The sequence below is a fragment of the Corallococcus praedator genome, assembly GCF_003612125.1.
Taxonomy (GTDB): Bacteria; Myxococcota; Myxococcia; order Myxococcales; family Myxococcaceae; genus Corallococcus; species Corallococcus praedator.
Map to the genome: position 1 here is coordinate 1 of NZ_RAWI01000257.1, position 13,591 is coordinate 13,591.

Annotated in this window: 8 protein-coding genes; 5 read left to right on the top strand and 3 right to left on the bottom strand. The window is 68.8% G+C overall.

Annotated features, from left to right (window positions below; genetic code table 11):
• Window positions 1-406: 406 nt before the first annotated feature.
• The 4 genes from D7Y13_RS27615 (at window position 407) to D7Y13_RS27630 (ending at window position 9,373) form a co-directional block, all read left to right on the top strand.
• Window positions 407-2,122, top strand: coding sequence for a DUF4215 domain-containing protein (locus tag D7Y13_RS27615; RefSeq protein ID WP_199732854.1), 1,716 nt, complete (start codon window positions 407-409; stop codon window positions 2,120-2,122).
• A gap of 220 nt (window positions 2,123-2,342) precedes the next feature.
• A complete protein-coding gene (locus tag D7Y13_RS27620) occupies window positions 2,343-5,243 on the top strand; it encodes a carbohydrate binding domain-containing protein (protein ID WP_233595742.1) in 2,901 nt (966 codons plus the stop codon).
• Window positions 5,244-5,314: 71 nt separating this feature from the next.
• Window positions 5,315-8,389: a DEAD/DEAH box helicase gene (locus tag D7Y13_RS27625; protein WP_120584677.1), complete on the top strand. Its 3,075-nt coding sequence runs from the start codon at window positions 5,315-5,317 to the stop codon at window positions 8,387-8,389.
• A gap of 81 nt (window positions 8,390-8,470) precedes the next feature.
• Window positions 8,471-9,373 (top strand): hypothetical protein, encoded by a 903-nt coding sequence (locus tag D7Y13_RS27630; protein ID WP_120533985.1) that lies wholly within the window; start codon window positions 8,471-8,473, stop codon window positions 9,371-9,373.
• An 86-nt stretch (window positions 9,374-9,459) separates the two neighbouring features.
• On the opposite strand, the gene mrpC is transcribed toward D7Y13_RS27630, so the two are convergent.
• The 3 genes from mrpC to D7Y13_RS27645 all read right to left on the bottom strand — a co-directional run bounded on the left by mrpC (window position 9,460) and on the right by D7Y13_RS27645 (window position 12,904).
• Window positions 9,460-10,206 (bottom strand): Crp/Fnr family transcriptional regulator MrpC, encoded by a 747-nt coding sequence (gene mrpC / locus D7Y13_RS27635; protein ID WP_014395195.1) that lies wholly within the window; start codon window positions 10,204-10,206, stop codon window positions 9,460-9,462.
• A gap of 261 nt (window positions 10,207-10,467) precedes the next feature.
• Window positions 10,468-11,922 carry a sigma-54-dependent transcriptional regulator gene (locus D7Y13_RS27640; RefSeq protein ID WP_120533984.1) on the bottom strand — a complete coding sequence of 485 codons (1,455 nt, stop codon included), beginning with the start codon at window positions 11,920-11,922 and terminating at the stop codon, window positions 10,468-10,470.
• A 7-nt stretch (window positions 11,923-11,929) separates the two neighbouring features.
• Window positions 11,930-12,904 (bottom strand): sensor histidine kinase, encoded by a 975-nt coding sequence (locus D7Y13_RS27645; RefSeq protein ID WP_120584678.1) that lies wholly within the window; start codon window positions 12,902-12,904, stop codon window positions 11,930-11,932.
• A gap of 76 nt (window positions 12,905-12,980) precedes the next feature.
• Here D7Y13_RS27645 and D7Y13_RS27650 point away from each other — a divergent pair.
• Window positions 12,981-13,591 (top strand): spermidine synthase family protein (locus D7Y13_RS27650; protein ID WP_500683183.1); only part of this gene is annotated, 611 nt, incomplete at its 3' end.

A 13,591-nucleotide genomic window follows, 5' to 3' on the forward strand; every position in this document is an offset into this window, starting at 1 on the left:
GGCATGGGCGAGAGGCTGCGGTCTCGGGGGCTCGGAGATGTGTATAAGAGACAGCGGTAGGGGCGGGCACGATGGCCGCGCATGCTGAGGGGCCCCCCGCCCCAGGGCAAGCGCACAACGCATCCCCCGCGCTTCTGGTGCGGACCGACAACATTCCTTCCCGTTGGAATCGCGTGGAGTCGAACGGGCAGGGGCGGTGCTCCTGGGGGCGGCGTCGTCCTGGATCGGCCTTGGAGGGAGCGCTACGGGTCGCATTCCAGATGAGATGGATTGGGCTGTCGGGTCACGGCGTCACAAGGGCTCACGTGCGTGGCAATTGACTCGCTCGGGGGAGCCGGGTCAAAACCTGCCGCCTATGTCTCTGTCTAGCCATGGCTCGCCCCTCCGACTCATGAGCGTCCTGCTCATGTCTGTGTCTCTCCTGTTGTCCGCCTGTGGGAAGGATGACCCGTCCAACCCGGACGGCGGACCGACGCCCGGCCAGCAGGATGCCTCCACCGCGGACAGCGGCACGGATTCGGGGACCGACCCGGGCACCGACGCGGGGACGGATGCGGGCACCGACGCGGGGACGGACGCCGACGCGGGGACGGATGCAGGCACCGACGCGGGGACGGAAGCCGACGCCGGAACCGGGCGCTGTGGTGATGGCCTCAAGCAAGCAACGGAGGCGTGCGACGACCGCAATACGGTCGGCGGCGACGGTTGTTCCGCGACCTGTGCTGCGATTGAGCCCGGGTGGACGTGCGAGCAGGAAGGTCAGCTGTGCGTCCGGATTCCGGTGTGCGGCAATGGCAAGGAGGAAGGCACCGAGTCCTGCGATGACGGCAACACGGCGGCTGGCGATGGTTGCTCCGCCAGTTGCGCCGTGGAGCCCGGGTGGGAGTGCCCGGCGCCCGGTCGCTCTTGCGGCGCCGCGCGATGTGGTGACGCCATCCTCGCTGGCGATGAACAGTGCGAGGATGGCAACGGTGCCAGCAACGATGGCTGCGACGCCTCGTGCCGCCTGGAGCCGGGGTACAAGTGCCCCGTCGTCGGCGAGCCCTGCGTCGCGACCCTGTGTGGCGACAAGAAGGCTGAAGGCACCGAGCAGTGCGACGACGGCAACAATGACCTTGGCGACGGCTGCACGCCCCTGTGTACGCGCGAGCCTGTCTGCTCCAACGGCATCTGTGAGGAGGTCTGTGGCGACGGCCGCTTGCTGAACGGCAGCACGACCGAGCAGTGCGACGACGGCAACACGCGCGCCCACGACGGCTGCTCACCGACCTGCCAGTTCGAGCCGGGATTCGCCTGCGTCATCGTCGAATCGCCCCCGCCGGACCAGCTGTCCCTGCCCATCGTCTACCGCGACTTCCGGGGGTATGACGTGCCGGCCGCCGGGGACCTGCCGCGGGGCCACATCGACTTCCAGAACGGTAATGGCTCGGAAATGGGCATCGTGGCCGCCACGCTGGATGCCCAGGGCAAGCCCGTCTACGCGAAGGAAGGCGTGAGCTCCATCACCACCCATGGTCGGGCGGCCTTCGACCAGTGGTATCGGGACGTGAGTGGCGTGAACAAGACCGTCGTCGGGGTCCTGGGCCTCGCGCGTGGGTCGGATATCTCGTACCAGTTCGACGCCCCGACCTTCTTCCCGTTGGACGACGCGGGCTGGGTGGCCTCCGGGGATGAGCCCCTCCGTGCGGGGGCCGGCTCCCCCAGCTTGCTTCGCAACTTCAGCTTCACCAGCGAGACGCGTCACTGGTTCGAATACCGTGGCAACGAGGTGCTCACCTTCACCGGCGATGACGATGTCTGGGTGTTCATCAACGGCCGCCTCGTGCTGGACCTGGGCGGAGTCCATGGCGCTGCCTCGGGCACCGTCAACGTGGCGGATCGGGCCAGCGCGCTCGGTCTTGTGCGCGGTCGCATCTACGAGGTCGTGGTGTTCCAGGCCGAGCGATACACCACCGGCTCCTCCTACAAGCTGACGCTCAACGGCTTCTTGCTTCCCGCACGCCGCACCGAATGCGCGCCTCTGTGCGGCAATCACGTCGTGGACGAGGGCGAGCAGTGCGACGACGGCAACACCCAGGGGCAGGACGGGTGCAGCGCCACCTGCACGCTTGAGATTGACTGAGGCGTGAGCGCGCCGCACCGGAGCATCGTGGCTCCGGCGCGGTGCACGCAGGGGCGGCACAGGGCCGTCCCGTGGCTCCCGGAGTCCTGGGTGGGTTGTCCGGGATGTTCACGAATACCGGTTTATTGCTGGTAGGGTGTTTCGTTGTCTCACGCGTCCTCCCGATGCGTGGGGAGGGACGGGACCCATGGCAATGACTGGCTGGAGACGCGGTGCGTGGATGGCGCTGCTCTTGTGGTCGCAGGCGGCCTTCGCTGGCACCGCGACTGTCTATTACTACACGCCCTACAAGGCCTGGAGCACGGCGTATCTCCACCACGACGCGGCGGGGGCCTGGACGACGGTGCCAGGGGCTTCCATGTCCGCCGCCTGCACCGGCTGGGTGACGGCCACCGTCACCACCGGCACGGCGAGCACCTTCCAGGCGGTCTTCAACGACGGGCAGAACCGCTGGGACAACGCGGCCACCTCCACCGGCAACTACAGCGTGCCGACGTCCGGCACGCACCAGGTGAAGAACGGCCAGCTGCTGGCGAACGCCGGCAATCCCTGCACCTCCACGGGCACGAACAGCGCGGAGGTCTTTTATTACACGCGCACGCGCGGCTGGGGCGCGGTCAACCTCCACTACGCGCCCACGGGCGGCTCGTGGACGACCCCGCCCGGCGTTGCCATGAACGAGACGGCCTGCACGGACTGGGTGAAGAAGACCGTGTCCCTGGGGACCGCCACCGGGATGAAGGCGGACTTCAACAACGGCAGCGCCTGGGACAACAACAACGGCGCGGACTACACCCTGGGCACGGGGCGCATCACGGTGAAGGACGGGGTCGTTACCGCCAACGCCGCCTCCCCGTGTGTGGCGTTGCCTCCGGACACGACGGCTCCCTCGGTGCCTTCGGGCGTCACGGCGACCGCCTCCGGAACGACCATCACCGTCACCTGGAATGCGTCCACCGACGACCGGGGCGTCACCGGCTACACGCTCACCCGCACCAGCGCGGGGAATGTCACGACGGTCTTCCCCAGCGGCACGAGCTACACCGACAGCGGGCTGACGGCCCAGACGACGTACAGCTACGCCGTGAGGGCCTTCGATGCGGCAAGCAACACGTCCGCGTGGAGCAGCGCGGCCTCCGCGACGACAGGCTCCACGCCTCCGCCGCCACCGGCGGGTACGCCCCTGGGCGGCGACATCCGCGAGGACTCCATCTACTTCGTGATGACGGCGCGCTTCTACGACGGCGACGCCAGCAACAACCGTGGCGGCAGCATGCACACGAAGTCCGGCAACGCGGCGAACAACGACCCGATGTTCCGGGGTGACTTCAAGGGGCTCATCCAGAAGCTCGACTACATCAAGGCGCTGGGCTTCTCCGCCATCTGGATCACCCCCGTGGTGCTCAACCGCTCCGACTATGACTACCACGGCTACCACGGCTGGGATTTCTACCGCGTGGATCCGCGCCTGGAGTCCAGCGGCGCCTCCTACCAGGACCTCATCAACGCGGCCCACACCAAGGGCCTGAAGATCATCCAGGACGTCGTCTACAACCACTCCAGCCGCTGGGGCGCCAAGGGCCTGTTCTCCGCGAAGGTGTATGGCGTCCGCGACACCCAGTGGAGCTGGTACTACGACGCGCCCGCGTCTGGCTTCGTCTACGACGGCCTCACGGTGGAGCCCACGTCGGGCAAGTCCTATTACAACGGCGATCTGTGGTCGACGTCGGAGCCCGCGGGCAACACGTGCCGCAACTGGGGTGTCCCCACGTCCTCCACGAGCCAGGAGGGCTACCGCATCTACAACTGCCAGTGGCCCAACCCCACCTCCGGCATGTTCCCCGCTAGCCTCTTCCACCAGTGCTGGATTGGAAACTGGGAAGGAGAGGACTCGCGCAGTTGCTGGATCCACGAGGACCTGGCGGACTTCAACACGGAGAACGCCACCGTCCAGGCGTTCCTCATCGACGTGCACAACCGCTTCATCGACCGGGGCGTGGACGGCTTCCGCGTGGACACGGCGGTGCACATCCCCCGCGTGACGTGGAACCGGCGCTTCCTTCCCGCCGCGCACGCCTACGCGGAGTCGAAGTTCGGCGCCAAGGGCCGCGACTTCTTCATGTTCGGTGAGGTGGGCTCGTTCGTGAACGACAAGTGGAACCGGGGCTCGCCCAACCACTCCGCGCAGTTCTTCACCTGGAAGGAGCGCCGCACGTACAGCAGTGACGACGTGGCGGCGGCGCTGGAGCAGTACAACTACGAGCAGACGCAGGGCACGGCCAACCAGCCCACGTCCACCAACGCCTTCCTCCAGGGCAATGCGTGGCACGCGCCGGACTCCAGCCAGTTCTCCGGCATGAGCGTCATCGACATGCGCATGCACATGAACTTCGGGGAGGCGAGCAACGCCTTCTGGAACGGCAAGGACTCCGACGACAGCTACAACGACGCCACCTACAACGTCGTGTATGTCGATTCGCACGACTACGGTCCCAACAAGTCGTCCACGCGCTACGCCGGGGGCACCGACGCCTGGGCGGAGAACATGAGCCTGATGTGGACCTTCCGGGGCATCCCCACGCTGTATTACGGGTCGGAGATTGAATTCCAGGCGGGCAAGCCCATCGACTGCGGACCTACGTGCGCGCTGGCCACCACCGGCCGCGCCTACTACGGCGCGAACCTGGAGGGCAGCGTCACCGCGAGCGACTTCGGCGTGGTGGGCAGCGCTTCCGGCGCGGTGGCCACGACGCTGAGCAAGCCCCTGGTGAAGCACGTGCAGCGGCTCAATCAGCTCCGCCGCCGCATCCCCGCGCTCCAGAAGGGGCAGTACTCCACCGACGGCATCTCCGGGAGCATGGCCTTCAAGCGCCGCTTCACCGACGCGGCGAAGGGCGTGGACAGCTTCGTGCTGGTGACGGTGTCCGGCGGGGCGACGTTCAGCGGCATTCCCAATGGCACGTACAAGGACGCCATCACCGGCGATGTGCGCACGGTGACGGGCGGCTCGCTGACCGCGACGGTGTCCGGCAAGGGCAACCTGCGCGTGTACGTGCTGGACCTGCCGGGTAACGCCGCGCCCGGCAAGATTGGCGTGGATGGGCCCTACCTGAAGCCCTGACGCACGCGGTTGTCCGGGGACGCATGGGTTGACAGCCCCTGCGTCCCTGGACGTTCAATGGGGTCCATCGCATGCCTTCCATTCCTCCCCTCCGGAAGCAGGGGGCGCCCGCGGCGGTCCCCGACACGACACCCGAGCGCGTCCTCGATGTCTGGACGGCCCTTGAGGTGCTTTCCCCTCCTGCGTTCCAACGCCCCGAGGAGCTGGCGTTCGGGGATGCGGGGACCCTTGTGTCGCTCGGGTCGGAGCGGCTTCCCTGGGACAGTCAGGGGGCGGTGCGTTCGCGCTCGGGCTATCAGGTCGTCCTGGGCACGGTGAAGCTGGAGGCCGCGGCGGCACAGCTCCTGGCGCGTCATGCGGATGCGCGCATCGACGGTCTGCCGGTCCAGGGCGAGGCCCCCCTGGCGGTGGTCTTCCTGGATGAAACAGGCCGTCCGAGGGACGGAGGCTTCGCGGCCGTGTCGAGCCATGCCTGGGGGTTGCCCCTGGCCCTGCGCGGCGAGTGGGCGACGCTGGCTTCGTGGAGCACGGTGGATCCGACGCTGGCGGAAGAACTCGGCGCCCGGCTGAGACGGACGGGAACCGGGGGCGAACCTCTGCCCGTCGATGGGCAATCCCTGACAGAGGCGTTTGACTGGCTGGTGCGGACGCTGGGGCTTCCGCCGGAGCTGGTGAGGGCTCCGGCGTTCGCGCTCCGGAGTTCCGAGCCCCTGCCCCTCAACAGTCCCTTCCTCGCGGACCTCATCCAGGCGCGGATACGGCTGGGAGGGCAGGTGGCTTCGCAACAATTGCTCATCTACCTGCGGGGCCTCCAGTCCGAACACCAGACGGGCCTCGTCCGGAACGACCACCGCAGCCTGTATTACCTGCGGGACCTTCCTCCGGACTCCCGGACGAAGCACCTCCTGGACTCCGATGTCTTCGATGGCGTCCTCGCTCCAGGGCGGACGCCTCCGGCACGCTGGCCGGAAGACGGCCGTGAGCCGCTCGTGCTCATGGAGCAGGCGGCGGTGAACATCGCCACCCTCGCTGGGGACCTGGGAGGGGTGACCGCAGTCAATGCCCTCCCGGGGACGGGAGGAACCGCCGTGCTCCAGGATGTGGTGGCCGCGCTCCTCTGCTCCCGCGCGGAGGCCATGGCCTGTTTCGACGACCCCGCGTCCGCCTTCACCGCTACGGGTGCGCGGCTGGGTTCGGCTTCCGAGGGGCCGGAGCTTTGGACCCTGGATGGCAGCCTGCGCGGCTTCGAGATGCTGTGGGTTTCCCCCAACCCCGCGACGGACTTCGGTGCCGCGCTGCCGGTCTTGAAGGCCGTGGCCTCGAACCTGGGCGCGTCGGCGCTTGAGGAGGGCTCACGGAACGACTCACCCTGGAGGCTGGCTGCCGCTGCCCTGGGAGACACGACGCCTCTTGTCACGCTCGAAGCTCCGCCCCCCAGTCCCGAGGAGGCACGGCAGCAATGGCAGACAGCCCGCGCCACCTTCCTCCGGACGCTTCGGGAGAGCCGCGACCTGCTCCAGCGGCGGGAGGAGGTCCGGAAACGCTTTCACGCCGCGGAGAAGCTGGACCACGACGTTGCTTTTCAGGAGAGCAGTGCCCGCCGCGCGGAGTCCGAGTTCAACGACGCGGAGGCCGCGCGGGAGCAGGCTCGCACCCGTGAGTCGGTGGCGCGTGAGGCCCTGGCCGTCGCGGAGGAGAAGCTCGCGGAGCATGACGCCGCCAGGCCTTCGGCGATGCAGCGCATGCTTCAGCCCCAACGGCTGCGTGACTGGGAGGCCGCGCTCGCCCGGTTGGAACAGGCCCACCAGAAGGCGTCCCGGGATGTGTTGGGCGCGCAGCCGCACCTCACGGCGAGCGAGAACACGCTGGCGGCGGCTTCCAGCAACCGCGATGAGGCCGTGCGAGGGCTCGCGACCTTGCGCGTCCGGCTCGCGCAAGCACAGGAGCAGGTCCGTGCGGATCGCCAGCGGCTGGGCCGCCGGTTCGTGGACGAGGCCTTCTTCGAGCAGGGCCACGACGCGGTCCAGCAAGCCACGCCCTGGCTGGACCCCACGGAGCAGGGCCCTCGGGACGCGGTGTTCGTCGCCGCCGTGGCGCTCCATCAGGCGTTCAACGCCGTCGTGGCCAAACCCCTCCGGGACAGCCTGCGTGCGCTCCGATTCGCATTGAGAGAGGGATTGCCCGCGGAGCACGCAGCCCTGCTGCCCCAGCTCTGGTCCTCGCTGTTCCTCGTCGCACCCGTGGTTTCGACGACGTTCGCGTCGGTGGGCCGGCTGTTCCGGGGCCTGCCGCCGGAGTCGCTGGGTTGGCTTCTGGTGGAGGACGCGGGACAGGCGGCTCCCCAGGAGGCGGTGGGCGCCCTGCTGCGGACACGCCGTGCGGTGGTGGTGGGGGATTCGCAGCAGCTCCGCCCCGTCGTTCCACTGCCTGACGCCCTGACCTCGGCTGTCTGTGCGGCTCGGGAAATCGATCCCCAGCGCTTCAATGCTCCCGAGGCCTCGGTGCAGACGCTCGCGAACGCGGCGTCTCGGTATGTCCTCGGCAATGGGAGACCCGCGGGAAGCCGGACGCTCGGCATCCCCCTGTGGGTCCACCGACGGTGCGCGGAGCCGATGTTCAGCGTCTCGAACACGCTCGCGTACAGCGGCCTGATGGTTCACGCGAAGGCCCCCGCGCCTTCACGCATCCGGGAGGTGCTAGGGCCGTCGGCGTGGCTCGATGTGCCCGAGGACTCCGAAGACGAGCGCGTCCTGGAGTTGCTGCGCCGCCTGGCCGGGGCCCGGGTCGAACCGGATGTCCTCATCGTCACGCCGTTCGAAGCCGTGGCGGAGCACCTGCGGCGTCTCGTGCTCCAGAGCGGGCTTCTGCGCGGATGGGTGGAGGACCCAGAGGCCTGGGTCCAGGCGCGGGTAGGCGTCGTCCAGGCACTTCCGACGCGCGACGCCGAAGCCGTGCTGTTCGTGCTCGGCGCTTCCTCCGAGGCACAGCGGAAGGAGAGGGATTGGGCCGCACGCCAGTTGGACCTGCTCAACGCCACGGTGACGCGCGCACGGGAGCAGCTCTACGTCATCGGCGACCGGAAGCGCTGGAGCGAAGCGGGCGTCTTCCGGGTGTTGGACGAAGCGTTTCAGGGGCGCGTGCATTGACTTTCCGGGTGTCGCCGGGATTTGAATGCGCGCGTGAGGGGGGGACAGGCCGGGCCTTTCCTTCACGGACAGGGTCACCCCATGTCGTTGCCCAAGGTCATGCTGTGCGGGGGGCTGCTCACGGGCCTCCTCGCCGCGCCACCCGCTGAAGCCCGCTTCGGCAAGCGCTCCGATTCCTCGGAGGACTCGAAGCCCGTCCACCAGGCCTCCGCCATCGACGACGACGGCAAGAAGGCCGCGAAGTCGGATGAGGAGAACGAGAACCGGGCCATGGCGGCCCCGAAGACGGTGTCCTCGTCGGACGACTGTTGCAGCTCCAGCGCGTCGAACGACGTCGCGGCGGTCATCGTCGGCGCCGTCTTCGAACTGGTGCTCCGGGGCCTGGGTGAGGTCATCGTCACCACCGGCACCCACCGCGCCTTCCAGCCTGACGACCCGGCGGCGCCGCCCCCGTTGCCGGGCTCGGGGCGGCACGCGGCGCCGTTCTCCTTCCGCACGGGCGTGCTGGTGGCGCCGCTCCAGGGTGGTCCGGGCATGGACTTCTCCCTGGGGTGGGACGTCCACCGCTTTGGCGCGGACCTGCGCGTCACCCGGCTGGACCTGGCGCGGGCCGGCACGGATTCGCGCAGCGAGCGCACCCTGGGGGAACTCCACGTCACCTATTCGCCCGTCGTGCACGAGTCCTTGCGCGTGCGCGCCGAGCTGGGCGTCTCCACCGCGGACGCGCCCCAGGGCCTCTACGTGGGGCCCAGCCTGGGCATGTCCCTGGAGGCGTGCGTCCTGGGGCCGCTGGACGTGGAGGCGCGCATGCAGGTGACGCCGTTTCCCTACCGGCAGGTGGACGTGCGCTCCGGCCTGGCGCTGCACCTGGGCGGCTTCATGCTGCGCGGGGGCGTCCGCGGCCTCTACCTGGATCCGTCCGTGAGCGTCGGCATGCGTGACAGGCTCTTCGGTCCGGAGTTCGGCGTGGGCTTCGTGTTCTAGGTTTGAAAACACCACGGGCCCGGCCGCGAGGGTGAGTCGCGGTCAGGCCCGTTGGACGTCATGGCCCCGGTGAAGGGGCGCGCGGCCTACTTCTCCTTGGAGGCCAGCTTGCGCAGGGCCTTCTGGTCACGCACGCAGAGGATGCGGCCGACGTTGCCGAGCACGCCCTCGCGCTTCATCTCGTTGATCAGCGTGGACACGAAGGAGCGCGAGGCGCCCACCAGGTCCGCCAGGTCCTGCTGGGTGATGCCGCGCAGGTCCGTCTCGCCGCCGTGCGGGCAGCGCTCGCCGTGGGCTTCCACCAGCGTCAGGAGGGTGTCCGCCAGACGGGCCGGCACTTCCTTGAAGGTCAGGCCGAGCACGCGCTTGCGCAGCGAGCGAACGCGGTCCGCGTAGGCGCGCACCACGTCCACCGCCAGGGCCGGACGGGCCTCCAGCTGGGCGCGGAAGTCACGGCCCTCGATGCTCCACACCTCGGCCTCGCCCGCGGCCACGGCCATCTCCTCGATGGGCGTCCCCTCGGGGCGGAACAGCTCGCCGAACAGGTCGCCCGGGCGCAGGATGGACACCACGGAGCGGGTGCTGTTCTTGCCAATGCGCATCAGGCGCACGCGGCCGGACTTCAGCAGGTACACGCGGTCCGACGTGTCGCCGGGGCGGTAGATGGTCGAGTTGTGCGGGAAGGACTCGACCTTGAAGTACCCCTTGAAGTCGATGGCCTCCTGGCCGGGCACCAGCTTGTTCGCCGTCACCATCATCCCGGAGCTGGTCGCCTGCAGGGGCGCCACGACGTTGGAACCGATAGGGCCGAGGGGGCGATTGAAACCGTGCATGGGATTCTCCTGGGAAGCGAAGGAAGCGGAAGGTTGGCTGGCTTGTCTGCGGCGAGCTGACCTTGCTCTTTCCAAGAGCCGTGCCATGGGCACTTCAAGTATTCCCAGGGGAACAGTTCCAGGAATGGCGGGTACTTAGCGCTACGGCAAAGTTCCAGCCCCCCCACTGTGTCCGAAACCTGAAACAAAACGTTCAAACAGTCTGATCAATTTGAACGAAACGTTAAAGGGGGCCCGGAGACTGTCGGGCCAGGGACAGTGTCAGGAAGCATCCTTCACCGGGTAAGGGTGCACCTGTGGACCCTGTCCCTGTGCAAGACCGAACTTTTGAAGCTTTCGTTCAAGGGTCGGACGGCTGATTCCCAGAATCTGACACGTCCGTCCCTTGTGGCCCTTGGTGACGGCCATGGCCCGGGCGATGAGCTGCCGTTCGGCCTCTTCCAGGGTGGGGATGAGGCTCACATCGTCCACGGCGGGGGCGGCGAACATGCCGCCCGCGGTGCCGGGGGCGCGGGGAGCGTCGGGGCCCGGCAGGGCTTCCAGGGCGGGCAGGTCATCGCCGCGCAGCACGTCGCCGGGGGCGAGCACCACGGCGCGGGTGAGGACGTTCTCCAATTCGCGCACGTTGCCGCGCCAGGGCAGGAGCGTGAGGCGCTCCATCACCTCCTGGGGCACGCGGGTGACGCGCTTGTGCACCTTCTCGTTGATGCGCTCCAGCATGTGCGTCACGAGCAGCGGGATGTCCTCGCGGCGCTCGCGCAGGGGCGGGATGAAGAGGGTGATGACCTTGAGGCGCTGGTAGAGGTCCTCGCGGAAGCGGCCCTGGGCCACCTCGTCGGAGAGGGTGCGGTGGGTGGCGGCGATGACGCGCGCGCGCAGCTTCACGCGCTTGACGCCACCCACGCGCTCGAACTCGCGCTCCTGCAGGACGCGCAGCAGCTTCGCCTGGAGCATCAGCGACATGTCGCCAATCTCATCCAGGAAGACGGTGCCGTCCTCGGCCAACTCGAACTTGCCGGGCTTGGTGGAGACGGCGCCGGTGAAGGCGCCCTTCTCGTGGCCGAACAGCTCGCTCTCCAGCAGCGTGTCCACGATGGCGGAGCAGTTGATGCCGATGAAGGGCCGCGCCTCGTCGTAGGAGTAGTTGTGGATGACGCGGGCGATGAGCTCCTTGCCCGTGCCGCTCTCTCCGGTGATGAGGACGGTGGCGGCGCTGCCGGTGACCTTGCCAATCTCCTTCACCAGCTGCTGCATGGACACGCTGGTGCCCACGATGTCGCCCAGGCGGACGACGGCGTTGTCGCGGTGGACCTCATCCGCGCGGCGCGACAGCTGGCGGTACTCCAGCGCGCGCTCCACGACGAGGTCCAGGGCGGCCGGGTCGGGGAAGGGCTTGTGGATGTAGTCGAACGCACCGGCCTTCATGGCCCGGATGGTCGTCTCCATGTCGTGGTACGCGGTGACGAGGATGATGCGCGCGTCGCCGCACAGGCCCTTCATCTCCTCGATGATCTCCAGGCCCGTGCGGTCCGGGAGCATCATGTCCAGGATGACCACGCTGGGCATGTTCTCCTGGGCCGCCTTGAGGCCCGCGGCGGCGCTCGTGGCGGTGAACACCTGGTAGCGCGGCTGCCCGTCCTGCTCGATGTCCTCGAAGTGCATCGTGAGGGTTTCGAGCAGCGACACGTCGTCGTCGACGATGAGGAGGGTCTCCATGGGGCTCTCAGGCAGCGAACGTCAGCGTGAACACCATCCCCGGTTCTGCGCTTCCCTCGGCCGCCACCTCTCCACCCACGCCCGTCATCACCCGCCGCAGGGCGGCCAGGGACAGGCCCGCTCCCCGCGCCAGCCGGGAGCCGAACGGGTCGAACAGCGTGCCCTTCTCCTCGGGGGGCAGGGCGGCCGCCGGGTCATCCAGGATGAGGCTCACCTGGCCCGGGGCGGCCTGACGCAGCGTCACCTGGACGCGGCCCTCCTCGGGCAGGCCCATGGCCACGTTGAGCAGGACCTGGGCGAGCACGGGCCTCAACCGGTTGGGATCCACCCGCACGCGGGGCAGGTCCGCCTCTTCCTTCACGTCCACCTCGATGCGGCGCTCGGCCAGTTCAGGGGCCACCATGGCGGTCGCCTCCTGGACGACCGAGCGCAGCGGGTGGGAGTCCAGGTTCGCGGCGCCCTCCCGGCCGTACTCGGAGAGCAGCCAGAGCATGCGCTCCATGGTGCGGATCTCCCGGTTGGCGATGGTGAGCCGCCGCTTGTCCCGGTCCGACAGGCCGGTGTTCCGGGCGAGCGTCTGCACCGCCATCTTCACCGACGACAGCGGGTTGCGGATCTCATGGCTGAGCGAGGATGACAGCCGGGAGATCTGCACCGGAGGTGCGCCCTCCAGCACGGCGCCCAGGTCGAGCAGGCCACAGGAGGCCTCCTCGCCGTCCATCCCCAGCACGAGGCGCAGGTAGGTCGCGGGCGGGCCGCCGGGGGACGTGGAGACGAACTCCACGGCGCGGCGGTCCTCGCGGGCGCGCGCGTCCAGTTCGCGGGCGCGCTCCTGCGTGATGCCAAGGACCGAGTGCAGTGAGCTGCCGACCAGCGTGGAGGCCGGGCGACGCAGCACCGTGGCGCAGTCACCCTCCGCGCGGGTCACCCGGAGATTGGGAGACCAGGCGAGCTGTGCGGCTTGCAGGAGTTGGGCATTCATTGGTGGGCCTGAAACATACCGGTTAACGTCGCGCGCTGTCCCTATGACCCACACACCACGTCCTCCGAAGAACCTTGTGGCCGCGCTCCTGTTCCTGTCCGGGGCGACCGCGCTCGTCTACGAACTGGTGTGGTCCAAGTACCTGGGAAACGTCCTGGGCAACAGTGGTCAGGCGCATGCCGTGGTGCTGGCCACGTTCATGGGGGGACTGGCGCTGGGGGCATTTGTCTTCGGGCGGACAGCGGACCGGGTGAAGAACCCGCTGGCGCTGTACGGCCTGCTGGAGCTGGGCGTGGGTCTGTACGCCCTGGCGTTCCCGTACGTGCTGGGCGCGCTGGAGCACGTGTGGCTGTCGGTGGCGCCCCATGTCCCGGAGCACCTGCGGGTGGGGCCCCGGCTGATGGTGTCCGCGCTGTCGCTGGTGGTGCCCACGCTGCTCATGGGCGGCACGCTGCCGGCGCTGGTGCGTCACTTCGCCGCGAGCCTCGCGGGGGTGCGCAAGGAGCTGGCGCGGCTGTACGCCATCAACAGCCTGGGCGCGGCGGTGGGCGTCTACGTCGCGGGCACGCGGCTGGTGCCGCTCATCGGCCTGTCCGCTTCCGCGACGCTGGCCGCCGGGCTCAACGTGTTCCTCGCGCTGGCGGCGCTGGCGCTGGCCCGTCAGCATCCCCCCGCGGTGGTGGTGGG